17 protein-coding genes and 2 tRNA genes are annotated in these 24173 nt (G+C 60.6%); 11 read left to right on the top strand and 8 right to left on the bottom strand.

Annotation, left to right across the window (positions count from 1 at the left end; genetic code table 11):
* Window positions 1-51: 51 nt before the first annotated feature.
* Both HX790_RS21400 and HX790_RS21395 read right to left on the bottom strand, forming a co-directional pair.
* Window positions 52-783: a HugZ family protein gene (locus HX790_RS21400; RefSeq protein ID WP_017139747.1), complete on the bottom strand. Its 732-nt coding sequence runs from the start codon at window positions 781-783 to the stop codon at window positions 52-54.
* 125 nt (window positions 784-908) lie between these two features.
* On the bottom strand, window positions 909-1916 hold the full coding sequence (locus tag HX790_RS21395; RefSeq protein ID WP_017139746.1) for a DUF481 domain-containing protein: 1008 nt from the start codon (window positions 1914-1916) through the stop codon (window positions 909-911).
* A gap of 148 nt (window positions 1917-2064) precedes the next feature.
* On the opposite strand from HX790_RS21395, the gene HX790_RS21390 reads away from it, so the two are divergent.
* From HX790_RS21390 to HX790_RS21375, 4 genes are all read left to right on the top strand, one after another.
* Entirely contained in the window at window positions 2065-2427 is a 363-nt protein-coding gene (locus HX790_RS21390) for an MGMT family protein (protein ID WP_099549362.1), read from the top strand.
* A 43-nt stretch (window positions 2428-2470) separates the two neighbouring features.
* A complete protein-coding gene (locus tag HX790_RS21385) occupies window positions 2471-4003 on the top strand; it encodes an AmpG family muropeptide MFS transporter (RefSeq protein ID WP_017139744.1) in 1533 nt (510 codons plus the stop codon).
* Between the two features lie 272 nt (window positions 4004-4275).
* Window positions 4276-5991 carry a proline--tRNA ligase gene (locus HX790_RS21380; protein ID WP_017139743.1) on the top strand — a complete coding sequence of 572 codons (1716 nt, stop codon included), beginning with the start codon at window positions 4276-4278 and terminating at the stop codon, window positions 5989-5991.
* Between the two features lie 20 nt (window positions 5992-6011).
* Window positions 6012-6965, top strand: coding sequence for a hypothetical protein (locus tag HX790_RS21375; protein ID WP_017139742.1), 954 nt, complete (start codon window positions 6012-6014; stop codon window positions 6963-6965).
* 132 nt (window positions 6966-7097) lie between these two features.
* Here the strand turns inward: HX790_RS21375 and dinB are convergent, their stop codons facing one another.
* Entirely contained in the window at window positions 7098-8156 is a 1059-nt protein-coding gene (gene dinB, locus HX790_RS21370) for a DNA polymerase IV (RefSeq protein WP_017139741.1), read from the bottom strand.
* 280 nt (window positions 8157-8436) lie between these two features.
* Here dinB and HX790_RS21365 point away from each other — a divergent pair.
* The 4 genes from HX790_RS21365 (at window position 8437) to HX790_RS21350 (ending at window position 13005) form a co-directional block, all read left to right on the top strand.
* Window positions 8437-8513: transfer RNA gene (locus HX790_RS21365), tRNA-Met, on the top strand.
* A gap of 207 nt (window positions 8514-8720) precedes the next feature.
* Window positions 8721-8797 (top strand) — tRNA-Met (locus tag HX790_RS21360).
* A gap of 279 nt (window positions 8798-9076) precedes the next feature.
* Window positions 9077-11719 carry a bifunctional lysylphosphatidylglycerol flippase/synthetase MprF gene (gene mprF, locus HX790_RS21355; protein ID WP_017139740.1) on the top strand — a complete coding sequence of 881 codons (2643 nt, stop codon included), beginning with the start codon at window positions 9077-9079 and terminating at the stop codon, window positions 11717-11719.
* Window positions 11719-13005: a virulence factor family protein gene (locus HX790_RS21350; RefSeq protein ID WP_017139739.1), complete on the top strand. Its 1287-nt coding sequence runs from the start codon at window positions 11719-11721 to the stop codon at window positions 13003-13005. Before mprF ends, HX790_RS21350 begins: the two co-directional genes overlap by 1 nt.
* 163 nt (window positions 13006-13168) lie before the next feature.
* Here HX790_RS21350 and recJ read toward each other — a convergent pair whose 3' ends face one another.
* Both recJ and HX790_RS21340 read right to left on the bottom strand, forming a co-directional pair.
* Window positions 13169-14878 (bottom strand): single-stranded-DNA-specific exonuclease RecJ, encoded by a 1710-nt coding sequence (gene recJ / locus HX790_RS21345; RefSeq protein WP_017139738.1) that lies wholly within the window; start codon window positions 14876-14878, stop codon window positions 13169-13171.
* A gap of 209 nt (window positions 14879-15087) precedes the next feature.
* Entirely contained in the window at window positions 15088-15630 is a 543-nt protein-coding gene (locus HX790_RS21340; protein ID WP_017139737.1) for a YaeQ family protein, read from the bottom strand.
* Between the two features lie 148 nt (window positions 15631-15778).
* Between HX790_RS21340 and HX790_RS21335 the strand changes: the two genes are divergently transcribed.
* Both HX790_RS21335 and HX790_RS21330 read left to right on the top strand, forming a co-directional pair.
* Window positions 15779-16978: a CaiB/BaiF CoA-transferase family protein gene (locus HX790_RS21335; RefSeq protein WP_176992095.1), complete on the top strand. Its 1200-nt coding sequence runs from the start codon at window positions 15779-15781 to the stop codon at window positions 16976-16978.
* Window positions 16978-17850, top strand: coding sequence for a TIGR02285 family protein (locus tag HX790_RS21330; protein ID WP_017139735.1), 873 nt, complete (start codon window positions 16978-16980; stop codon window positions 17848-17850). Before HX790_RS21335 ends, HX790_RS21330 begins: the two co-directional genes overlap by 1 nt.
* Window positions 17851-18046: 196 nt before the next feature.
* On the opposite strand, the gene HX790_RS21325 is transcribed toward HX790_RS21330, so the two are convergent.
* Window positions 18047-18331, bottom strand: coding sequence for a DUF3509 domain-containing protein (locus tag HX790_RS21325; RefSeq protein WP_026013896.1), 285 nt, complete (start codon window positions 18329-18331; stop codon window positions 18047-18049).
* 207 nt (window positions 18332-18538) lie between these two features.
* On the opposite strand from HX790_RS21325, the gene HX790_RS21320 reads away from it, so the two are divergent.
* Complete coding sequence (locus HX790_RS21320) at window positions 18539-19201, top strand: response regulator transcription factor (protein WP_170039925.1); 663 nt, start codon at window positions 18539-18541, stop codon at window positions 19199-19201.
* On the opposite strand, the gene HX790_RS21315 is transcribed toward HX790_RS21320, so the two are convergent.
* Window positions 19170-20414: an EAL domain-containing protein gene (locus tag HX790_RS21315; protein ID WP_176992094.1), complete on the bottom strand. Its 1245-nt coding sequence runs from the start codon at window positions 20412-20414 to the stop codon at window positions 19170-19172. The genes HX790_RS21320 and HX790_RS21315 overlap by 32 nt on opposite strands.
* A 73-nt stretch (window positions 20415-20487) precedes the next feature.
* Complete coding sequence (locus HX790_RS21310; RefSeq protein WP_176992093.1) at window positions 20488-24066, bottom strand: transporter substrate-binding domain-containing protein; 3579 nt, start codon at window positions 24064-24066, stop codon at window positions 20488-20490.
* Window positions 24067-24173 lie beyond the last annotated feature (107 nt).

The following is a 24173-nucleotide window of genomic DNA, read 5'->3' as shown; positions in this document are numbered from 1 at the left end:
CGCAAGAATGCCTTGCCAGTCCACCTTAAATGACGTCGCCGTTTCGTGAATTCAAGCGCTGACGGCTTCTTTTTTCGGCCAGACCTCAGCGTGAGCCAATGAAACCAGGGCTTCGCGCACTTGTGTCGGCGTGTTGCAAGGCTCGGCAAACGGCAGCCAATACAAGGACTGGCCGATGCGCAGGTGCATGCCCTCGCCGTCGATACCGGCCAATTGCGCAGGTTCGGTGGTCGGCAGGCCGGTCAGCTCCACATAGTGGGCGATGGCCTTGGTGTGATCGCTGTTCATGTGCTCGATCATGCTGCGCTCGGCTTTGCCCGCAAACGGGTTGGCCAGGGTGAGCTGGTCGACCCAGTGAATCGCGCCAAAGCCGCCGATGTAACGGTGACGCACCGGCTTGAGCACCCAGAAGTCAAAATCGTGGGCCTTGTGGTAGTTGGCCGAATCCGGGAAGTAGCGGTAATAGCGCTCGGCGGCGGCTTCAATCGCAGCCTCATCCTCAAGTTTTTCGGCTTCGGCCAGATAGGTCAGGCGCCCTACCGCTTGCACGTCATCGGCTTCGCGCTCACCCACCAGCAGCGAGCACTTGGGGTCTTTCTGCAGGTTGTGGGTGTGCTGGGCGATGCGGCTGATCAGGATGATCGGCTGGCCCTGCGCGTCGAGGCAGTAGGGCACCACTGAGCCGAAGGGAAAACCCGGCATGGCTTTGGACAATGTGGAGAGCGCTCCACGGTATTCCTTGAGCAACAGCTCTCGGGCGTTCTTGGCAACCTGCGTGCTCACGGTATGACTCCTCGGGTGTTCAGCCGCCCACAGCCTATGGCGTCTATGGGAATGAATCTCAACACAAGGTAATCAATATCGGCGCGGGTTGCCAGAGTGTCCGTTGCTGGTTTTACCGGGCTGCTTTACCAGGCGACGCCGAAGCCTGCGGTGTAACGGGTCTTGTCCAAGCTGCTTTGCGATTCGCCATTAATGATGTCGCGCTCGGCCTTGAGGTTGAGCGACGCCCACTCGGTGACTTTGTAGCGCAGGCCCATTTCCGCATCCAGGGAGTAATCGGACGGCCCGGCCAGCGGCTTGCCCACTTCACCGTTGGTGAAGAATTCCACGGTCTTGCCCACCAGGTAGCGGTTGTAGCTCCACTTCATGGCCAGGGAATAGAAGTTGCTCTTGCGATCGTCCGAATACTGGTAATCGGTGCGGTTGACCAGCGAGCCGAGGGAGAACGCGCCCAGCTCATCGTCCCAGAACTGGTAGCCAGGGCCAGTACCGACGGTGCGCTGGCGGGACAGGTCTTCAACCTTGTCACGCTTGTAGGTCAGGCGGCCCTGCCAGTACCAATGCTCGGTGATGAAGCGGTCCAGGTCATATTCGAGCGACCAGTTGTCGGTGGTGGTCACGTCATCCTGGAACTCGCGGTTGTATTCGCCCTGGGCGGTATGCCGCCACTGGCCGTGACGCGCGGTGGTCTTGAAGTCGATGTCGTAGTCGTTGGTGTCCTTGTCGGCGCGTTTGTAGTCCAGCGCCAGGTCGACATTGCCCTTCCACACCAGGTCTTCGATCACAGGCTTTGGCTTGATGATCTGCTGGATGCTGGCCAAGTCCACGGTTTTCGGCGCTTCGCCATTGGTCAGGGTGACCTTGCCATCCTCCGCCGCTTTCAGGGATTTGGCCTTTTCACCGGTGTAAGCGTCCTGCTTGACCAGCAGTTCCTGGTCGCTTTCCAGGGTCTTGACCTGCTTCCAATCCACCGGGATGGCCCCTGCGTAGTTGGTCTGAATCAGCAATTTGCCACCGTCGAAGACTTTGATCTTGCCGGTCAGGCGGTCACCGTTCTTCAACCAGATGGTGTCGGCGAGCAGGGGCGTGGAGGCGCTGAGAACAGCAAGGCAGAGCAGGGTTCTGGACAACATAAGCGAATTCGAGGCTCGAAAATGGCGAAAAAGGGGCGTTATCGTGTTAGATAGCTTGGACTGACTCAAGGATTTATATTGAGTTCAATTCTCAACGGCATGATTACAGACGTTTCTTACAAAAACACCTCTTTATAAAGACGCGGCGATGCCCACACCTCACTCACCCGAAGACGCCCCCCAAAGCCCCGCAGACATGCGCCGAACGGCCCTGTACCTGACCCTGGCGCAAGTGCCCGAAGGTTGCGTGGTGAGTTACGGCGAGTTGGCGCACCTGGCCGGCCTGGGCCGTGCTGCCCGCTGGGTCGGGCGCACGCTCAGCCAACTGCCGGAGGACACCCGTCTGCCCTGGCATCGGGTATTGGGTGCCGGTGGTCGGATAAGTCTGCCGGTGGGCAGCGCTTCAGGCGACGAACAACGTGCGCGTTTGCGCAGTGAAGGCGTCAGTATCCTGAACAATCGCGTTGATATTCAGCGTCATGGCTGGCGCCCGGTAGAGCACAGCGGTTAGAGTGCGCGCTTTGTTTCCGCAAATCTGAGGCAGACTCCAGCCCATGCCCCGTAAAACCTGGCGCGCCGCGCTCGCCGCCTATGCCAGCCCTTCGACGTTAGTCCTGTTGTTGCTCGGCTTCGCCGCCGGCTTGCCTTACATGTTGGTGTTTTCGACGCTGTCTGTGTGGTTGCGCGAGGCCGGTGTGGCCCGCGAGACCATCGGCTATGCGAGCCTGATCGGCCTGGCCTATGCGTTTAAATGGGTCTGGTCGCCGCTGCTCGACCAATGGCGCCTGCCGCTGCTCGGCAAACTGGGACGACGTCGCTCCTGGCTGGTACTTGCCCAGACGCTGGTGATCCTCGGGTTGATCGGCATGGGTTTCTGCGACCCGCAAAAGCACTTGTCCTGGCTGATCGCCATTGCCGTTATCGTAGCCTTTGCCTCCGCCACCCAAGACATTGCGGTAGACGCCTATCGCCTGGAAATAGCCGACGACAGCCGCCAGGCCGCGCTGGCTGCCAGCTATATGTCCGGCTATCGCATCGCCGCACTGCTGGCCACCGCCGGCGCGCTGTTCTTTGCCGAAGGTTTCGGTTCCACCGGCTTCAACTATAAACACTCGGCCTGGACCGGTACTTACGTGCTGTTCGGCGTGCTGATGATCCCGGCACTGCTGACCACCTTCTTCATGCGTGAACCCGATGTGCCACTGCGCACCCAATTGCAGGCCGGGCGCTACAGCTTTGCGCATCAGCTTGTCTCCGTATTTGTGTTGATCGTGCTGCTGGTGTCGGTCCCGGCGATGTTCACCCAGCTGTACAACACCGATTTCGCCAGCGTGCTGTTCCACGGCGTGAGCCTGTGGGAGCTGCTGATGGAAGATCGCGCGTTCCTGCGCGCCATCCTGTACATCATCCTCACTACCCTTTGCCTCTCGGCCATGGGTCGACGAGGCCTGGCACCCGTCCTCACGCCGGTTAACGACTTTATCCTGCGGTATCGCTGGCAGGCGCTGCTGCTGCTCGGGCTGATTGCGACCTATCGCATGTCCGACACGGTAATGGGCGTGATGGCCAACGTGTTCTACATCGACCAGGGCTTTACCAAGGACCAGATCGCCGGGGTCAGCAAGATCTTCGGCCTGATCATGACCCTGCTCGGCGCCGGTATGGGCGGCCTGTTGATTGTGCGCTTCGGCATCTTGCCGATCCTGTTTATCGGCGGCATTGCCTCGGCGGCCACCAACCTGCTGTTCGTGATGCTTGCCGACATGGGCCCGGACCTGCAGATGCTGATCTTCACCATCTCCCTGGATAACTTCAGTTCGGGGCTGGCCACCTCGGCGTTTGTCGCCTACCTGTCGAGCCTGACCAACCTCAAGTTCTCCGCCACCCAATACGCGCTGCTCAGCTCGATCATGCTGTTGCTGCCGCGCCTGATTGGTGGCTACTCGGGCGTGATGGTAGAGAAGTTCGGTTATCACAACTTCTTCATCATCACTTGCCTGCTGGGTGTGCCGACGCTGTTCCTGATTGCGCTGCACTGGTTTCAGGAAAGCCGACGGGCGCGGTTGAATCCTCCCGCAGAAGACTGACCCACCTCAGCCAATGTGGGAGCTGGCTTGTTGTGGCGAGCAAGCTTGCTTGCGCTGGGGTGCGAAGCGCCCCCAAAATGCCGGTGACTGCTGCGCAGTCAAACGGGAGCAAGCTCCCTCGCCACAGCAAGCGCCCTCTCCATAGCAAGCCAGCTCCCACACACGCTCTACTCCACCAGAAACACCGCCACGACCTCACGCCTGTACTCCAGCGACAACCGCCCGTACAATCCCAAGTCATTTCAAGTCCAAGCAACCGACAACGGCCTACCATGCGTACCAGTCAATATTTGCTCGCCACACAGAAAGAAACGCCTTCCGACGCGGTTGTGATCAGCCATCAGCTGATGCTGCGCGCCGGCATGATCCGCAAACTGGCCTCCGGCCTGTACACCTGGCTGCCCATGGGCTTGAAGGTGATGCGCAAGGTCGAAGCCATCGTTCGCGAAGAAATGAACGCCGCCGGCTCTCTGGAAGTGTTGATGCCGAGCACCCAACCGGCTGAGCTGTGGCAGGAATCCGGGCGCTGGGAAGAGTACGGCCCTGAGTTGCTGCGCTTCAAGGATCGTCATGGCCGCGATTTCTGCGCCGGCCCGACCCATGAAGAAGTGATCACTGACCTGATGCGCAACGAGTTGAGCAGCTACAAGCAGCTGCCGTTGAACCTGTATCAGATCCAGACCAAGTTCCGTGACGAAATTCGCCCACGCTTCGGTTTGATGCGCGGCCGCGAATTCATCATGAAAGACGCCTACTCGTTCCACGCCGACCAGGCGTCCCTGCAGGCCACCTACGACCGCATGCACACCGCCTACTGCAACGTGTTCACGCGCCTGGGCCTGAAGTTCCGTCCGGTTGAAGCGGACAACGGCTCCATCGGCGGCGCCGGCTCCCACGAGTTCCACGTGCTGGCCGAGTCCGGCGAAGACGATATCGTGTTCAGCAACGGTTCCGACTACGCGGCGAACATCGAGAAAGCCGAAGCCGTGCCACGGGAAACGTCCCGCGCCGCACCGGCTGAAGAACTGCGCCTGGTGGACACGCCAGAGACCAAGACCATCGCGGCCCTGGTGGAAAAATTCAATCTGCCGATTGAAAAGACCATCAAGACCCTGATCGTGCGCGCCGAAGAAGAAGGCAAGCTGATCGCCCTGGTGATCCGTGGCGACCACGAACTCAACGAAATCAAGGCTGCCCAGCAACCTGGCGTGGCCAGCCCGCTGGTCATGGCCACAGATGCCGAACTGCGCGACGCCATTGGCGCCGGTGCTGGTTCGCTGGGCCCGCTGAACCTGCCGTTGCCGATCATCATCGACCGTTCGGTCGAGCTGATGAGCGACTTCGGTATCGGCGCCAACATTGATGACAAGCACTACTTCGGCGTGAACTGGGAGCGTGACTTGCCGGTTCCGACCGTGGCCGACCTGCGTAACGTGGTGGCCGGTGACCCAAGCCCGGATGGCAAGGGCACCCTGGAAATCAAGCGCGGCATCGAAGTCGGGCACATCTTCCAGTTGGGCAACAAGTACAGCAAGGCGATGAAGTGCGAAGTGCTGGGCGAGAACGGCAAGCCGATCACCCTGGACATGGGCTGCTACGGCATTGGCGTATCGCGCGTGGTTGCCGCTGCCATCGAGCAGAACAACGACGAGAAAGGCATCATCTGGAGCGACGCCCTGGCACCGTTCCAGATCGCCCTGGTACCGCTGCGCTACGACAACGAGCAAGTACGCGAAGCCACCGACAAACTGTATGCCGAACTGACGGCTGCCGGTTTTGAAGTGCTGCTCGATGACCGGGACAAGAAAACCAGCCCGGGCATCAAGTTCGCCGACATGGAACTGATTGGCATCCCGCACCGTATCGTGGTCAGTGACCGCGGCCTGGCGGATGGCAATCTGGAATACAAGAGCCGGACCGAAGCCGAAGCCCAACCGTTGCCGGTGGCTGACGTGCTGTCTTTCCTTCAGGCGCGTATTCGTCGCTGAAAACCAGATCAAGAGAAGTCATGTTCAAGCGAAACACCAGAGCCCTGGGGGGCGCCGCCTTGTGCGGCGCCCTGCTGGTCAGCGGCTGCGCCAATCAAATGTCGCAACGCAGCGAGCACGAGGAGCGGGTCGAGCGAAAGTTGCTCGATCACAGCCTGCAAATCGATGTAGGCGAACCCAAAGTGCTGGAACTACCGCAACGCCGGGTTCGCATTCACGAGCAGAAGACCTTTGAGGTCACCGAGTTCGAAGTCACCCGCCGTTACGATCGCTACACCCCCTACCAGCCCTGGCGCAAACTCTATGAGATGCCTTTGGGTGCCGTTGCACTGGTAGCGGGCGCGGGCGCCAACGTGGTGAATATCTTCGCCCTCGGCAACCTGCCCACCAGCATGACGCGTGACTGGCTGAGCTACGGCGTGGACGGCATCAACCCGTTCATGAACGTGCAATCCCACGGCCGTGCGCAACAGAACCTGGCGGGTATCGATGAAGTGCAGCGCGACAAGCGCACGGAGTATTCGAGCCTTCCCTGGAGCGAGCGCCCGGTGCAAGTTACCGCCGGCAAGCAGACCCATGAGCTGACCACCGACCGCGATGGCGTACTGCGCCTGAACCTGTTGGACAGCCCATTTGCCGAGCAGGACCTGAACCGCGTCAGCACCTTGAAGATCAGCGTGGAAGATGGCCAGGACGATGTGCATTCCGACTCGACCCTGGCGATCAGCAACACCCTGCGCGGCAAGTTGCTCGAAGCCCATGGCCTGATCTACGACGACCTGGAAGATGACGAAGTGAACCAATGGGTGCACCGGGTCAAGCGCCTGTCGGAGCTGGGCCTGGAGGAAGAAGCCAGCGAGCTGGAACAAAGCCTGATCGAATTGACGCGCAATGATCCGGAGTTGCAGCAGGAGTTTCTGCAGGCGCTGACCAAGGATGCGGGAAGACTCGTCGCAGATCCTGGGGCACGCTGAGACTTCAGGCTGGATAAAAATCCAAATGTGGGAGCTGGCTTGCCTGCGATAGCGGTGTATTAGTCACAACATCAGTGACTGACACTGCGCTATCGCAGGCAAGCCAGCTCCCACATTTTTTTGATCCGGTTTCTACCAGGGAAATTGAAGCTGCTCGTTACCGCTGCTCAGGTCCAGCAACCGCACCCCAATCCCCAACAACCGCACCGGCTTCCCGCCCCGGTTAAACGCCTGGGTCAACAGCTGTTGATAACTCTCCAGATCCCGCCCTGCCCCGGCCTGCTCCAGCGTCGTCTGGGTAAAGTCATGAAACTTCACCTTAACGAACGGCTTGCCCGCGCGGTAGCTACTGTCTATACGCGCCATGCGCCCTGCCAGGGTTTCCATCAGCTCAGGCAGTTTCGCCAGGCAACTTGAGAGATCCGGCAGGTCCACGTCGTAGGTATTTTCCACACTGATCGATTGTCGGCGGCTGTCGTTCTGCACCACACGGTCATCAATCCCACGAGCCAGGCCCCAGAGCCGCTCGCCAAAACTGCCGAATTCACGCACCAGCGCCAGCTTGTTCCACTCGCGCAGTTGCAGGCAGTCTTCGATGCCCAGGCGCGCCAGCTTGTCGGCGGTGACCTTGCCGACACCGTGCAGCTTTTTCACTGGCAACTGCGACACAAAGTCTTCGACCTGATCCGGGGTGATCACAAACAGGCCGTTGGGTTTTTTCCAGTCGCTGGCGATCTTGGCCAGAAACTTGTTCGGCGCCACGCCCGCAGACACGGTGATGTGCAACTGGTTGGAGACTCGGCGGCGTATGTCCTGGGCGATACGCGTGGCACTGCCGCCAAAATGCGGGCAGTCGGAGACATCCAGGTAAGCTTCGTCCAGCGACAACGGCTCGATCAGGTCGGTGTAGTCGCGAAAGATCGTCTGGATTTCCTTCGACGCTTCTTTATAGGCATCCATGCGCGGCTTGACGATGGTCAGGTCCGGGCACAGCTTCAAGGCGTGGCGCGATGACATGGCCGAGCGCACGCCATAGGCTCGCGCCTCATAGTTGCAGGTTGCAATCACTCCTCGCCTGTCTGCCGAGCCGCCGACCGCCAGGGGCTTTTGCGCCAGGCTCGGGTCGTCGCGCATCTCGATGGCGGCGTAGAAGCAATCACAGTCGACGTGGATGATTTTGCGCTGCGTCATATAAACAGAGGGTGTAATCCAACGGGCGGCCAGTATCGCACTCACTCCTGTATATAGCACCAGTAGTTTGAATCTGCCGTTAGAGCGGTAGGAAATTTCCCAGATGAATTTATTTTCTCAATCGAAATCTACCCACCAATAGAGCCAAAACCCTTGGCCAGACTGGCCCCGAGGCCGTTTGAAGCCCACCTTGGAGAGCTAACCGCTTGAACCACAAGCGCTTTTCTTCAATTCACAGGTTGACACACCTGCGTTCCTCTGTAGAATGCCGACACACAGACGCGGGATGGAGCAGTCTGGTAGCTCGTCGGGCTCATAACCCGAAGGTCGTCGGTTCAAATCCGGCTCCCGCAACCAAACATCAAAAAAGGCTACTCGAAAGAGTGGCCTTTTTTGTGCGTGCCTGTTTTAGCCCTGTATGAAAATTGTAAGACAGAAAAAACGTTGCCCACCCAGCACTTACCGCACAAGGTGGCTGTGGAGTGACTAATTTCCACTTATTTGACCCATCAGACTATTAACGGTTGACACCTCGCCGTTGGGCTGTAGAATGCCGCCCACAGACGCGGGATGGAGCAGTCTGGTAGCTCGTCGGGCTCATAACCCGAAGGTCGTCGGTTCAAATCCGGCTCCCGCAACCAAACATCAAAAAAGGCTACTCGAAAGAGTGGCCTTTTTTGTATCCGGTGAAAAAGTTCTTCTGAAACAATGGTATGGCATCTTTCATGAAACCGTATTCGGTTTGCAGAGTCCATGTCATTGCAAGCTATGCTCAGTGCTCAAGCTCGACCCTCTACGACCAATGGCCGCTGTCGCCGCCCCCGACGATAAGCGTTAATATTTGTAATTATTTTGTCCATAGGGATTGGTAACTTGGCTGGATACCTCCATCCTGTCGCGCACAATCCACGAGGTGATTGATGCGCGCCAACTCGTCTGAACCACAAGACACCGTCACAGCGGAACAACCGATCACTCCCACCCGTTTGCGATGGTTGGATCTGTTGAGCAAATACCGTCAACCCATTGGGCTGGCCGTCACCCTGTTGCTGTTCGCTATCGCCCTGATCGCCTGCCGACACTTGCTGCTGGAGCTGGACCTTTACGCGCTCCACGACTCGATCCTGGAAGTGCCCAAGCCTGCCTTGCTCGGCGCATTTGCCGCCGCGGTCGCAGGTTTCATCATTCTATTGGGCTACGAATTCTCCGGCGCACGTTATGCCGGCGTGAAGCTCCCGGCCAAGACCCTGGCCATGGGTGGCTTCACCGCCTTTGCCATCGGCAATGCCATTGGGTTGTCGATGCTTTCGGGCGGTTCAGTACGCTACCGTTTATATGCACGCCATGGCATCGGTGCCTCGGAAGTGGCGCACATGACCGTGTTTGCCAGCCTGGCCTTGGGCACCGCCCTGCCGCCGTTGGCCGCACTGGCCACCTTGAGCAACTTGCCCGCGGCCTCGACCTACCTGCATTTGTCCCAAGGTTTGCTCGGTGGCATCGCCGGCGCGGTATTGCTGCTGTCAGTCGCACTGTGCATCGGTATTTATCGCCGGCGCCTGCCGGAACAACCTTACCCGGACAACCTGCTGGTCAAGGCCGGGCGTCGCACGCTGCGCCTGCCGGGCCGCCGCCTGACCTTCCTGCAACTGATCATCACCGCGCTGGATGTGGCCGCTGCCGCCACCGTCCTTTATATGTTGCTGCCGGAAGCGCCGCCGTTCGGCCCGTTCCTGCTGGTGTATTTGCTGGCCCTGGCTGCCGGTGTACTCAGCCATGTGCCGGGTGGCGTGGGCGTGTTCGAGGCAATTCTGCTGGCCGCGTTTGCCGACAAACTCGGCGCCGCGCCATTGGCCGCCGCCCTGCTGTTGTACCGGATGATCTACGTGGTTCTGCCGCTGCTGATCGCCTGTATCTTCCTGTTGGTCAACGAAGCCCAGCGCCTGTTCCAGACCCAGCAAAGCCTGCGGGTTGCTTCGGGCCTGGCGGCGCCGGTGCTGGCCGTACTGGTTTTTTTGTCCGGCGTGGTCCTGCTGTTTTCCGGCGCCACGCCGGAAATCGACTCACGCCTGGAAAACATCGGCTTCCTGATTCCCCACCGCCTGATTGATGCCTCGCACTTCGGTGCCAGCCTGATCGGCGTGTTGTGCCTGCTGCTCGCCCAAGGCCTGCGTCGACGTTTGTCGGCGGCCTGGATGCTGACCATGGTGCTGCTGCTGACCGGCGCCCTGCTCTCGCTGCTCAAAGGCTTCGACTGGGAAGAAGCCAGCCTGATGATCATGACGGCGGTGCTGCTGGCGATCTTCCGTCGCTCGTTTTACCGCGCCAGCCGCCTGACTGAGCTGCCGTTCTCGCCCCTGTACCTGGTGGCCAGTGTCTGTGTGCTGGGCGCCTCGATCTGGCTGCTGCTGTTTGCCTATCAAGACGTGCCGTACAGCCATCAGCTATGGTGGCAGTTCACCCTGGACGCCAACGCTCCACGGGGCCTGCGTTCATTGCTGGGTGCGGCGGTGTTGCTGGTGATCGTGTCGTTGACCTGGCTGTTGCGCACTGCGCGCCCGGTCATTCACTTGCCGACACCGGATGAGCTGGAGCGCGCCACCAAGATCCTGATGGCCTCCTCGCAACCCGACGGCGGCCTGGCGCTGACCGGCGACAAGGCGTTGCTGTTCCACCCCAACGATGAAGCCTTCCTGATGTACGCCCGTCGCGGGCGCAGCCTGGTGGCCCTGTACGACCCGATCGGCCCGACTCAGCCCCGCGCGGAGATGATCTGGCAGTTCCGCGACCTGTGCGATATCCATCACGCGCGCCCAGTGTTCTATCAAGTACGCGCCGAGAACCTGCCGTACTACATGGACATTGGCCTCACCGCGATCAAGCTGGGCGAAGAAGCCCGCGTCGACCTCAAACGCTTTGACCTGGAAGCCAAGGGCAAAGAGATGAAGGACCTGCGCTACACCTGGAACCGTGGCACCCGGGACGGCCTGTCCCTGGAGATCTGCGACCCGGGCCAGGCGCCGATGGATGAGCTCAAAGTTATTTCCGATGCGTGGCTGACCGGCAAGAACGTGCGGGAAAAAGGCTTCTCCCTCGGACGTTTCAGTGACGACTACCTCAAGCACTTTCGCATCGCGATCATTCGCTTCGAAGGGCGCCCGGTAGCCTTCGCCAACCTGCTCGAGACCTACAACCATGACCTGGCCAGTCTCGACCTGATGCGTGCGCACCCGGACGCGCCGAAGCTGACCATGGAATTCATGATGGTTGGCCTGATTCAACATTATAAGAACCATGACTACGCCCGCTTCAGCCTCGGCATGGTGCCGTTGTCGGGCCTGCAACCGCGCCGTGGTGCGCCGCTGACCCAACGCCTGGGCTCGATGGTGTTCCGCCGCGGCGAGCAACTGTATAACTTCCAAGGTTTGCGCCGCTTCAAAGACAAGTTCCAGCCTGACTGGGAACCCCGTTATATGGCCGTGCCCGCAGGACTTGATCCGCTGGTGGCACTGGCCGATACCGCCGCCCTGATTGCGGGCGGCTTGACTGGATTGGTGAAACGCTGATGATTCGACGCTCCTGGCGGTATGTATTGGCCTTAGTAGTGCTGCTCGCGCTGATCGCGGCGGGTGGCTTTTGGTACTGGAACCGCCCTGCCCCGCAACCGATCCTGGAACAACTGCCCCAGGCCGACGGTTCGGTGATGACCCGTGTGACGCCTAACGGCTCGGCCAAGGCCCGCGTGGCCGTGGCTGTAATGGCCGATGAGACCTTGAGCGACAGCCAACTGATTGCCCTGAGCCAGGGCGGCTCGGCGCAAATCGTTCAAGTGATCCTGCCAAAAGATGACTGCAAGTTGCAGGAACAAGCCCTGCAAAGCGCCCTGGCCCAGCTTAAAGGCCCGGCGACGCTGGTCAGCGGCATCGGCCCTGGCGCCGCGCTCGCCTGGCGCTGGCTGGCCACACAGAACGACGACAAGGCCAACGCCATCTCCGTCGGCTTCGCCCTGGTCCAGGAAGGTTGCAAGGACCCACTGCCGAAGACCTCTGCCCATGGCAATTGGCTGGTGGCGTGGAACGATAACCCTGACGATGAAAGCGCCAGTTTCGTACGCGATACACCGCGCGCGACTACCAGCATCAGCGACTACGACATTCACTACCCGCAAGTACTGAACAACGAACTGCGCAAGCAATTGGTCGGTTCGGACAACGGCGGCCTGGCGATTCCGGTGGTCGAAGTACCGGCTGGCCAAGCCAAGGACACCGTTACCCTGTTCCTCTCCGGTGATGGCGGCTGGCGTGACCTGGACCGCGATGTGGCCGGTGAAATGGCCAAGATCGGCTACCCGGTGGTCGGCATCGACACCCTGCGCTACTACTGGCAGCACAAGACCCCGGAACAAAGCGCCAAAGACCTCACCGAGCTGATGCAGCACTACCGCCAGAAGTGGGGCACCAAGCGCTTCGTACTGACCGGCTATTCGTTCGGCGCCGACGTACTGCCAGCGATCTACAACCGCATGCCGGAAAGCGAACAGCAGCGTGTCGACGCCATTATCCTGCTCGCATTCGCACGCACTGGCAGCTTTGAAATCGAAGTGGAAGGCTGGCTGGGCAATGCCGGCAAAGAGGCCGCCACTGGCCCGGAAATGGCCAAGCTGCCAGCCGATAAAGTGGTGTGCATCTACGGTGCTGAAGAAGTCAACGAGAGTGGTTGCACCGACACCACTGCCGTAGGCGAAGCTGTGAAGCTGCCGGGCGGGCATCACTTTGATGAGAACTACCCGGCGCTGGCTCAGCGTTTGGTGGATATCATTGTGAAGCATCAGGCCAAAGACAAAACTGAGTAATCCAAGGCTGCCCACAAAGCTGAACGTGGGCACCTCTGTGGGAGCTGGCTTGCCTGCGATAGCATCACCTCGGTCTGTCTGATAGACCGAGGCGTCCGCATCGCAGGCAAGCCAGCTCCCACACAAGCCCGCTCCCGCAGTTGTTTTGTGGTGTGGCTCAGACTCAGCGCGGTTCGATATGCGCAATCATCAGTTGCACAGTTTCATTGCCACGAAACTCGTTCACATCCAGCTTGTAGGCCAATTCCACCCAACGCACCGTCGGGTTCGGCCACACCTCACGGTCCACACCAAACGCAATGCCGTCGAGCTTCACTGACCCGCATTCGCTCTTGAGCACCACTTTAAGGTGCCGCTCGCCAACCACACGCTGTTCAACCAACTGAAACACACCGTGAAACAACGGCTCGGGAAAGTGCTGGCCCCATGGCCCGGCATGGCGCAGTGCGCGCGCCAACTCGAGGTGAAACTCTTCCACCGCCAACGTGCCGTCAGTCAGCAGGCGACCGGTGAGGTCTTCTTCACACAGCTGCCGGCGCACTTCGGCATCAAAGGCTTCGGCAAACAGCGGGAAGTTTTCCTCGGGCAAGGTCAGGCCGGCGGCCATGGCATGGCCGCCGTATTTAGCGATCAGGTTGGGATGCTGGCTGGCGACCACCGCGAGGGCATCACGGATGTGAAAACCCTGCACAGAGCGCCCCGAGCCCTTGAGCAGGCCGTCACCGGCATCGGCGAAGGCGATGGTCGGGCGGAAATACCGCTCTTTCATACGCGAGGCCAGAATACCGATCACACCTTGGTGCCATTCAGGGTCGAACAGGCACAAGCCGTAAGGCATCGACTCCACGGGCAAGTCCTTGAGCTGGGCCAGGGCCTCGCGCTGCATGCCTTGTTCGATGGATTTGCGGTCCTGGTTCATGCCGTCCAACTGCGCGGCCATTTCCCGCGCCGCCGCCACGTCGCTGGTGAGCAGGCATTCGATGCCCAGGCTCATATCATCCAGGCGCCCGGCTGCATTGAGGCGTGGCCCGAGGATAAAACCGAGGTCGGTGGAGGTGATACGCGCCGCATCGCGCTTGGCCACTTCGAGAATCGCCTTGATCCCCGGTCGCGCACGCCCGGCACGAATACGCTCCAGGCCTTGGTGCACGAGAATGCGGTTGTTGGCATCCAGCGGCACCACGTCAGCGACGCTGCCCAAGGCGACCAGATCAAGCAGTTCGCCGATATTTGGCTGGGGTTTGTTGTCGTACCAGCCCAGGCTGCGCAACCGCGCGCGCAGGGCCATCAGCACGTAAAAGATCACACCCACGCCGGCCAACGCCTTGCTGGGGAACTCGCAGCCAGGCTGGTTCGGGTTGACAATGGCATCCGCCGCCGGCAATTCATCACCCGGCAAGTGGTGGTCAGTGACCAATACCTGCAACCCGGCGGCCTTCGCCGCCGCCACGCCTTCAACGCTGGAGATGCCGTTATCCACGGTGATCAGCAGCTGCGGCTCGCGCTGCAGCGCCACAGCGACGATTTCCGGGGTAAGCCCGTAGCCGTATTCGAAACGGTTGGGCACCAGGTAATCGACATGCGCCGCGCCGAGCAAACGCAGGCCCAGCGTGCCCACGGTACTGGCCGTGGCGCCATCAGCGTCGAAGTCACCGACGATGAGGATACGCTGGCGCTGCTCCAGGGCCGTCACCAGCAGGTCTACCGCCGCGTCGATGCCCTTGAGTTGCTGGTAGGGAATCAACCGCGCCAGGCTCTTGTCCAGCTCAGCCTCCGACTGCACCCCGCGTGCGGCGTAGAGACGGGTCAACAGCGGTGGCAATTCACCGAGAAACGGCAGGACAGCGGGCAACGGGCGAGGATCGATACGCATGGGGTAACGGAAGCTTCTCTTCAGATACAACGGTTAAACGACAATTGAGCAATCAACACAGATCAACGCTGGAACCTGTTTGTGTAGCTGGCTTGTGTGGGAGCTGGCTTGCCTGCGATGCAGGCACCTCGGTCCATCAGACATACCGCGGTGATGCTATCGCAGGCAAGCCAGCTCCCACAGAAGCCAGCTTTTCACAGTTTTACTTTTTAGCCGCGTTCGCCGACCAGCCACTCCAGCTGCACTTCATGCTGGCCACGGTCGTCAGTCACGAAAATAGTGCCTTCGCTGATCATCACGTCCCACTTGATCACGCGCGGCATGTCCTTGGCCAGGGTCTCGAGGATTTCCTGCGGCACGGCGGCGATGTGGACGTTCTTGAGGTTCTTGGCCACCGGCACCACTTTGCCTTCCCATACGCGCAGGCTGCCATAGGCCAGCAGGCTGGTGCGCTCGGTGCGGCGTGAGCACCAGGTCAAGCGGTCGGCGTCGGGCTGGCCGACTTCAATCCAGTGCAGAACCCGATCATCCAGGCTTTTTTCCCACAGGGCAGGCTCGTCTACATCTGACAGGCCACGCCCGAACGCCAACTGCTCGTTGTACCAAAGGGCGTAGGCCAGCAGCCGCACGGTCATACGTTCTTCGGTTTCCGAAGGGTGGCGGGCGATGGTCTGCTTGACGCTCTCGTACACCGAGCGATCGAGGTCGGTGAGGTTCAGTTCAAATTTGTAGGTCGTGGACGGCTGGGCCATGAACGGGCTTCTAAAGACAGGGAAAGGTCGCCAGTCTAACCGATGGGGCAGCCATTGAACGAATACTGCGCTGCATCATGCTTATCCCTGGGCCGCTCGCCTATGTTAAAAGGCATGACACCACCGCCCCTGCTTGCTAAGGATCCTCATGTCGTTTAATGCCAAACCGCTCGCCGGCCTGAAAGTCATCGAACTGGGCACCCTGATCGCCGGACCGTTTGCCTCACGTATCTGCGCCGAATTCGGTGCCGAGGTGATCAAGGTCGAATCCCCCGATGGCGGCGACCCGCTGCGCAAGTGGCGCAAGCTGTACGAAGGCACGTCGCTGTGGTGGTTTGTGCAGGCGCGCAATAAAAAGTCGCTGACCCTGAACCTCAAGCACCCGGATGGCCTGGCGATTCTTAAACAGCTGCTGGCGGACGCCGACATCCTGATCGAAAACTTCCGCCCCGGCGTGCTGGAAAAACTCGGTTTGAACTGGGAAACCCTGCACGCGCTGAACCCCAAGCTGGTGATGGTGCGCCTCTCCGGTTTCGGCCAGACCGGCCCGATGAAAGACCAGCCGGGCTTTGGCGCGGTGGGCGAGTCCATGGGCGGTCTGCGCTACATCACAGGCTTTGAAGATCGCCCGCCGGTGCGCACCGGGATTTCCATCGGCGACTCCATCGCGGCTCTGTGGGCGGTGATCGGCGCGCTGATGGCGTTGCGTCACCGTGAGGTCAACGGCGGGCTCGGCCAAGTGGTGGATGTGGCGCTGTACGAAGCCATCTTCGCGATGATGGAAAGCATGATCCCGGAGTTCGACGTGTTCGGGTTTATCCGCGAGCGCACCGGCAACATCATGCCCGGCATCACGCCGTCCTCGATTCATACCAGTGCTGACGGCAAGCATGTGCAGATCGGCGCCAATGGCGATGCCATCTTCAAGCGCTTCATGAGCGCCATCGGCCGCGACGATTTGGCCAATGACCCGGCCCTGGCCAGCAATGACGGGCGCGACAGCCGCCGTGACGAGCTTTACGGGGTGATTGATCGGTGGGTCAACTCGCTGCCGCTGGAGCAAGTGGTCGAGCAACTGAACAAGGCCGAAGTACCCGCCAGCCGTATCTACAGCGCCGAAGACATGCTCGGCGACCCGCAGTTTCTGGCCCGGGAAATGTTCCTCAAGGCGCAGCTGCCAGGTGGCAAGGACTTCAAGATGCCAGGCATCGTGCCCAAGCTCTCCGAGACGCCGGGCAGTTGCGAATGGGTTGGGCCGCAGTTAGGGGAGCACAACAGCACGGTGCTCAATGAGCTGGGTTACGACGCCGCCGCCATCACCCGTTTGCGTGAGGATGGCGCGATCTGATGGTTCGCCCGTACGTCCGCCTGCTCCTTGTAAGCACGCTGCTCGGCGGCTGGTCGCTCTCGGCTCAGGCCGAGGACACACTGACCTGGCTGCTGCGCGACCTGCCGCCAATGACCATCTTCGAAGGCCCGCAAAAAAACCAGGGCGCACTCGACCAACTGTTGCCGATGCTCAGGGAGCACCTGCCGGAGTATCGTCATCAAGTGATGCACGTCAACCGCGCGCGCGGCATTCAAATGTTGCGTGCTCAATCCCTGACCTGTGACCCATCGCTGCTGTGGACGCCGGAGCGCGCCCAGTACGTGGTGTTTTCCGCCCAGGCATTCGTGACGGTCAGCAATGGGGTGACGATCCAGCGCAGCCACCAGGCGGCCATGGCGCCCTATATCGTCGAGGGTCAGTTTGACCTGCAAGCCTTTCTCAAATCCCATACGGCGCGCATTGGCGCCACGGCCGAACGCAGTTACGGCCCCGCCGTCGATGAACAGCTAAAGCACGCCGACCCGCACACCCTGGCCCTGCATTACGGCAATGACGCCCTTGGCAGCCTGTTGCAGATGCAGCGCCTGGGGCGGCTGGAGGCGGTGCTGGGTTACCCGCCGGAAATCCGCTATCACGCCCAGCAACAGGGAATTGCGGCCCACGACCTGCTGTTCTTTCCCATCAAGGGCTCAGCGCCTTACCAACGCACGCATATCGCTTGCTCCAACACGCCGCAAGGTCGCCAGGCCATGCAGCGAATCGATCAGGCATTGGGCGAGATTCCACTGGAGCAGGTGCAACAGTCCTACGCCTCGTGGCTGGACCCAGTGATGCGTGAACAGTATTTGTCGCACAACCCGAGTTTCTTCCTCGACTCTCCCGAGCCCTGAGCACCGAGACCTGACCCTCAGCGAGGCAAATCCCAGGCAAAAAGAAACCCCGAAGAGTGGGGAGACACTTCGGGGTTAAACGTGGCCTACAAAGACCAGTACAACAAGCCACAAACACCGGAGCACAATGTTTGCTCTTGCCGTTAAAAAATCTGACCGGGCATGGCGTAGGAAGTTTCGCCAATTAAACAATTCTTCATGCGATCACGCTGCCGCGAGTCTGTGCGGCGTTGCGCAAGGCGGCGATAACCGAGGGTTCCAGGCGCCCTTCGGCGATTTTAAGGTCGCGCAGCAGGCAATCGACCACATCCACCAGCACGCGCTTATCGGTCAATTGCGCGCGATCGACTTCCCGCTCGACGACAATAGCGCCAGCCGGGTTCTTCACGGTCACCAGGCACTCGCCCTGCACACCCGAGGTGGTCAACGTAACCTGATAAGGGCTCAGTGCTTCTTCGAGCAATAGGCTGATACTTTCCATCTCGATCACCACTCAATCATTCGAATAAAGTTCGAAAAACAAAAATGTCACCAAGGTGCTGACATTCAAGTGACCCGTGCCCGCAGCAGAAAGTTCGACCTTTTGTATCGTCGTCTGCCCGAGTCAACCGAGCATGCACGGCAAAGATGACAGAGAGAAAACAACCTCCAACAGGCTAGAATCCCTGGATTATCCTGGGAGCCTGCCTTGAAAGCCGCGTCTGAAGCGCCACTGCGCATCGTCCTCGCCGACGACCACCCGATTTTTCTGATTGGTTTGCGCGCCGTGTTGGAGCGTGACGAACGGGTACGCATCGTCGCCGAGGCCAATTCGCCCCAAGCCCTGATTGAACAGCTGCAGACCTGTGCCTGTGATGTGCTGGTGACCGATTTCATGATGCCCGCCGAGCCTCAGGCCGACGGGCTGCGCCTGATAGAACAGTTGCGTCGGTACTATCCCGGGTTGCCGATTGTGGTGGTGACCATGCTCAATAACGCCGGCTTGTTTCATTCCATTCTGAAACTGGGGGTCATGGGCCTGCTGAGCAAGGCCAGCTTGGCCGATGAGCTGCCGCAAGCAATTCACCACGTGCGGCAAGGGCGTCCTTATGTGGCCCACGCCATTCGCCAGGCACTGAGCCTTGCCGGCGAAGTCGGCACCGACCACCTGCAGTCGCAGCAACAGCTGTCACCTCGGGAACTGGAGGTGATCCGCCTGTTGGCTGCCGGGTTGGCGGTGGGCGAGATCGCCGCGCAACTGCATCGCAGCAAGCAGACGGTCAGCGCGCACAAGGTCAGCGCCATGCGCAAGCTGGGCCTGGGCAACGATGCCGCGCTGTTTATCTATGTGCAGGAACACGGGCTGGCATAGCCTGAAACGCGATCCATTGCTTGAGCGCCTCGACCTCCATTGGCCGCGCGATAAAACAGCCTTGCAACCAGGCCGCGCCCAATTCTCCGACGGCATGGTAATCGGCGGCGCTTTCCACCCCGGTCACCACCACGCCAATGCCCAAGTGCGCAGCCATGCTCATGGCACCCGCCACCACGGCAGCCTTGCGATCATCCTCGGCCATGCCACTGGCAAACACCGGAGGGATCTTCAGCTCAGTGAAGGGCAACGCCAGCAGGCTCTGCAGGCTGGTGCCACCGACGCCGAAATCACCAATGGACAACTTGCACCCCATCATCCGCAAGCGCAGCAGCCCGGTGAGGTGGGCACTGTCGGTTTTTAACCGTGAGGTCTCCACCAACTCCAGGGTCAGCCCATGGGCCGGCACGCCGTGCAGTTGCAGCAGGCCTTGCAGTACTTGGGGAAAGTGCGGTCGCTCCAGCATGCGCCCGGGAATATTCACCGCTACAGGCAGCAGTTGCCCGGTCTGGCCCATGACCTGGCCAGCCAGGCCCAGTGCCTGCTCCAGTACGTGCCAAGTGAAGGCCTCTTCCATGCCGGCAAACTCCAGCACCGGCAAAAAGTCGTCAGGCAACAGCAGCTCATTTTCATTAGATTGCCAACGGGCCAGGGCCTCGACCCGTTGCAGCACGCCGGCCTGGCTGACGATAGGCTGATACCAAACCCGGCCACAGCGCGCGATGCTGGCCTGGCTGACGTCCGCCGAGGGTGGCAACGGCTCGCGCTCGTTCAGGTCGAGCAGATGACGCACCCGCGCCCATGAGGTCACCGGCGGCCCCGCACGCAAGCGCGCCTGGCAATCCGTCAACACTTGCCCGATCAGCTTGGCCGACGCGGGCTTGGGCAAGCACGCCAGCACATTCAGCCCCTGTTGCCGCGCCATATTGGCCACGCCTTCGAGCACGTCCGGTTCGGCATTGCTGAGCAGGATCAGCACCTGGGCCAGGCTGCGCTCGGCCAGTTCGCGGATCAACTCCAGGCCATCGCCCTGCTCCAGGTACAGATCGCAAATAGCAATGTCCACCGGGCCGGCACTGTCCAGGGACTGGCGGGCGGCGTCGACCGTTTCGGCGGTGAGTACGTTGAACACGCCGTTGGCATTGAGCATCTGGTGCAGTGCCATCAGTTGAAACGGGTTGTCTTCAAGGATCAGCACTTTGAGGGAACGCATGGGCAACTCTGTCGGCAGCGGGCAAAGACCGGCACAGTAACCAAAAGCTGCAGGGCGCCCCATAGGACGTGTCCTAAACGTGAGCGTCCAGGTAGGGTTGCAGGTCGCGACGGAACACCATCAACGCCTGGGACAACCTTGACCACGGCGCCTCAAGTTCGCTGCCGCGCGCCTCACGTGCACAGCTCTCCAGGGCCATGCACGCCTTGGCCAGCGGCAGCGCATCGACCAGAGAGCAAATACCCTTGAGCCGATGCAACGCAGCATTCAAGCGCGCCATGTCTTGCTCGACCAAGGCCACCTCCATCACTTCATGCTCGCGGTCCAGGCTCCTGGCCAACTCTTGCAGCATGCTGTGCAGCACCGGCCCTTCAGCCTGGGTCATGGTGCACAGGGTCTGGATATCAAAAGAGCGTGGCGCCGCCCGTTCTGCCAGCACCTGAGCCCAGCGCTGCAACGTGATCGGCTTGACCAACAGCTCATCCATGCCGACTTCCTTGCCACGCTGTTGTTCATCCTGCATGGCATTCGCGGTGCAACCGATCACTGCGCAACGCGGTAACTGCTCAGTGGCTTCAATCCGTCGGATCGCCTGGCTCAGCTCATAGCCGGACATGCCCGGCATCTGGCAATCGGTGACCAGCACGTCAAAGCGTTGCTGCGACCATGCCTGCAACGCGCCCTGCGCTGAATCGACGGCGACCACTTGATGGCCGAGGAACTCCAACTGCTGCACCAGTACCAGACGGTTGGCCGCCAGATCATCGACCACCAGCACCGACAGGCTGCGACCGGCAGGCGGCAATGAAGCACCGACGGGTGCCGGTACGTCGTCAGTGCTGATCCGCGCCAGGTGCAGGTCGATGCACACCACCGTACCTGCGCCCACGACACTGTTGAGGTGAATGCTACCGCCCATCAACTCCACCAACTGCTGGCAGATACTCAAACCCAGGCCAGTGCCGCCATGCTCGGCCGCGGTCGAAGCGCTCATCTGCACAAACGGCTTGAACATCCTCGCTTGCTGATCGGCCCCAATCCCCGGACCGCTGTCTTCCACGCACAGGTGCAGGTATTCGGCGCCGGCCTCATCGTGCCGGCAATCGACACTGATACGCACCCCGCCGTGCTGAGTAAACTTGAGCGCATTGCCCAAAAGGTTGTGCATCACTTGGCGCAAGCGCAGCGGGTCAAACCAGTAATAACCCTGGGCTGCCGGGTCAAACGCCAGGGTCAGGTGCAGGCCCTTTTTTTGCGCCGTGGCCTCGAACAAGCGCTGGATACCTTCGAAAAAGCCCTTCAGCTCAGTCGATTGCGGTGCCAGTTGCATATGGCCCGACTCAATCTTGGCAAGGTCCAGGCTGTCGCCCATCAACGCAATCAGCTCACGTGCCGAGCGATGGGCTACCTGCAAGGCGTCGGACACAGGCTGGCCGGCTGCCAGGCAGCGTTCCTGCTCCAGTTCGAGCAAGCCGATGATGGCGTTCATCGGTGTACGAATCTCGTGGCTCAGGGTTGAGAGAAACGCACTTTTGGCGTAGTTCGCTTCGTCGGCGGCCTGACGCGCGTCCATTAATTGATGCTCCAGGACTTTGCGCTCGTTGATGTCGATCCAGCCACCCAGCAACCCCTGCAAACGGTTCTCGGCGTCAAAGAACGGCACAGTCCATTGGTACACGTGAACGCTGCCGCCGTTGAGTTCCAGCTCCCGGTCGACAAACAGCGGTTGTTGCGTGGCCAGTTGCACCATATGGCCTGCATGCAGGCGCGCGGCGGTGAGTTCGGGCATCACCGCGCTTTCCATCAAGGTCAGGCCCTGGATCTTTTCAAGGCGAGTTGCCAATTGCTGTTCATAACTTTTGTTGCAGGTCACCAGGCGCCCGGCCAGGTCGCGCACGAATAGCGGGTTGGGCATGCCGTCGAGCAAGGCGCGCTTGAAGGCCAATTGGTCATTGAGCCGACGTTCAGCCTCCAGCCGCTGGTGGATCTGGCGCTTGAGCCGGCTGTTCCACACCAGCGACACCAGCACAAACAGGATCGCCATGGCCACCGTCCAGTAAGCCCAGGCAGGGACACGCTGCCAGGCCGGCACCGGAATCGCCACCGCGCCGATCCAGCGCAGGCGCAAGGCGCTCAGCTCGGCGACCGGCAAGGCTTCCAGCGCCTTGTTCAGAATGCTCAACAGTTCAGGCTGGTCCTTGCGCACCGACAGGCTGTTGGCCGACCACTTGCCATCGACGCTGCGGCCAATGCGCAGGCCATCCTGTGGGTAACTCTGCACTTCCACTTCTGTCTGCAGCGTGGCAGCCGCTTCGCCGCGTCTTACCCAATCACGGGCCTGGGTGTAATCAGTGACCAAGCGTAGGTTGATCTGCGGGTACGCCTGGCGAATGTAGGGCTCAAGTACATGCCGTGCCGGCAGCACCAGCACCTTGCCGGCCAACTGATCCAGGCCGGTCAGCGGCGCCGCATCAGCAGGCTCGACAAACACCCAGCCAGAGCCACCGAAACTGTGGCTGAAGTTGAGCAGCGCCTGGCGCTCCTGATTCTCGGCCAAGGTGGTGTTCATGTCCGCCCTGCCCGTTTCCAGCCAGCTCAGGGTTTGCGCAGTGGAATGCGCCTCCTCGAAGACAAACTGTAAACCGGTCATGCGCGAAATCCGGTTGAGCAGGTCAACGTTCAAGCCCACCCAGCGGTCGTCCTTGTCTCTGAACACGTAAGGCGACATTTGCTGGGCCGCCACCACCACATGCGGGTGCTGCAACACCCACGCCCGCTCCGAGGCCGACAGCGCAATGCGCTCAACACCAAAACCGACACCCAGTCCGGTGGTCCAGCGCGCGAGAATTTCGCGCTGCACCGACTCATCGATGCTCGCCAGCGCGCTGTCCATCATGGCACCGAGCAACGGGTCGGCCTGGCGAGTGGCAAACGCGAAGCCGATCGGGGGCAAGCGACTTTCTTCTTTGATCTGCAACCTCAGGTAAGGCCGCAGCGACTTGTAGGCGCGCACGATGACTTCGTTGCCGATAAACGCATCGGCGTCGCCCTGATTGAGCGCCTCCAGCCCACTGTAGAGGTTGGGCGCAAGCATGATGTGGCTGCCGGGGTAGGCGGCATGCACGTTCTTGACGTTGGCATAGCCATCGAGCAACACCAGCTTCTTGCCCGTCAGATCGTCGCCCTGGCTATCGTCGCGACACAGTACTACTACCGACCGGTCGGGCATGTAGTCGCGGGTAAACTGCAAACCGGGTACATCACGCTCATAGCCATTGGCGCTGGTGAGAATGTCAATGGCACCGTTGCGCAACGCCTCGACCGCCTGGGCGCGTTCGGCAAAACCGAGCACCTGCATCGACACACCCAGGCGCGCACCGACCAGGCTCAGGTAATCGGCACTGATGCCCTGGTAGCGATTGCGGTCGCGGGTGATATCAATCGGCTGATAGTCATCAATGGAAATCCCCACCTTCAAGGTCCGATGGGCTGCCAGCCACTGCTGCTGCGCCGGCGCCAGCGGCAACGGCTCCAGCGGGATAAACGCCGGCACCAGTTTGAAAGGCAGGCTGACGGCGGCCAGGCCCATTGGCACTTGGCCAAGCAAGAGCACACACGCCAAACGCACCGTCCATTGGATTACTGCATGCACCGATTGGGTTTCCTTGAGTCTTCGGGTTAAGCGCCTGCGCAAGTATGGCCCGCCAGAATGAAAAAGCCCGTCACGAAGACGGGCTTGATCTGCCGCGCAGCCACTGA

It is taken from the genome of Pseudomonas sp. IPO3747, assembly GCF_013385245.1.
GTDB classification, from domain to species: domain Bacteria; phylum Pseudomonadota; class Gammaproteobacteria; order Pseudomonadales; family Pseudomonadaceae; genus Aquipseudomonas; species Aquipseudomonas edaphica.
This window is presented reverse-complemented; position numbering and strand designations above follow the sequence as displayed.

Bases quoted from the DNA above. Each gene is read 5' to 3' on its own strand.
- HX790_RS21395 (WP_017139746.1), bottom strand. From the start codon at position 1,916: ATGTTGTCCAGAACCCTGCTCTGCCTTGCTGTTCTCAGCGCCTCCACG.
- HX790_RS21390 (WP_099549362.1), top strand. From the start codon at position 2,065: ATGCCCACACCTCACTCACCCGAAGACGCCCCCCAAAGCCCCGCAGAC.
- HX790_RS21385 (WP_017139744.1), top strand. From the start codon at position 2,471: ATGCCCCGTAAAACCTGGCGCGCCGCGCTCGCCGCCTATGCCAGCCCT.
- HX790_RS21380 (WP_017139743.1), top strand. From the start codon at position 4,276: ATGCGTACCAGTCAATATTTGCTCGCCACACAGAAAGAAACGCCTTCC.
- HX790_RS21375 (WP_017139742.1), top strand. From the start codon at position 6,012: ATGTTCAAGCGAAACACCAGAGCCCTGGGGGGCGCCGCCTTGTGCGGC.
- dinB (WP_017139741.1), bottom strand. From the start codon at position 8,156: ATGACGCAGCGCAAAATCATCCACGTCGACTGTGATTGCTTCTACGCC.
- mprF (WP_017139740.1), top strand. From the start codon at position 9,077: ATGCGCGCCAACTCGTCTGAACCACAAGACACCGTCACAGCGGAACAA.
- HX790_RS21350 (WP_017139739.1), top strand. From the start codon at position 11,719: ATGATTCGACGCTCCTGGCGGTATGTATTGGCCTTAGTAGTGCTGCTC.
- recJ (WP_017139738.1), bottom strand. From the start codon at position 14,878: ATGCGTATCGATCCTCGCCCGTTGCCCGCTGTCCTGCCGTTTCTCGGT.
- HX790_RS21340 (WP_017139737.1), bottom strand. From the start codon at position 15,630: ATGGCCCAGCCGTCCACGACCTACAAATTTGAACTGAACCTCACCGAC.
- HX790_RS21335 (WP_176992095.1), top strand. From the start codon at position 15,779: ATGTCGTTTAATGCCAAACCGCTCGCCGGCCTGAAAGTCATCGAACTG.
- HX790_RS21330 (WP_017139735.1), top strand. From the start codon at position 16,978: ATGGTTCGCCCGTACGTCCGCCTGCTCCTTGTAAGCACGCTGCTCGGC.
- HX790_RS21325 (WP_026013896.1), bottom strand. From the start codon at position 18,331: ATGGAAAGTATCAGCCTATTGCTCGAAGAAGCACTGAGCCCTTATCAG.
- HX790_RS21315 (WP_176992094.1), bottom strand. From the start codon at position 20,414: ATGCGTTCCCTCAAAGTGCTGATCCTTGAAGACAACCCGTTTCAACTG.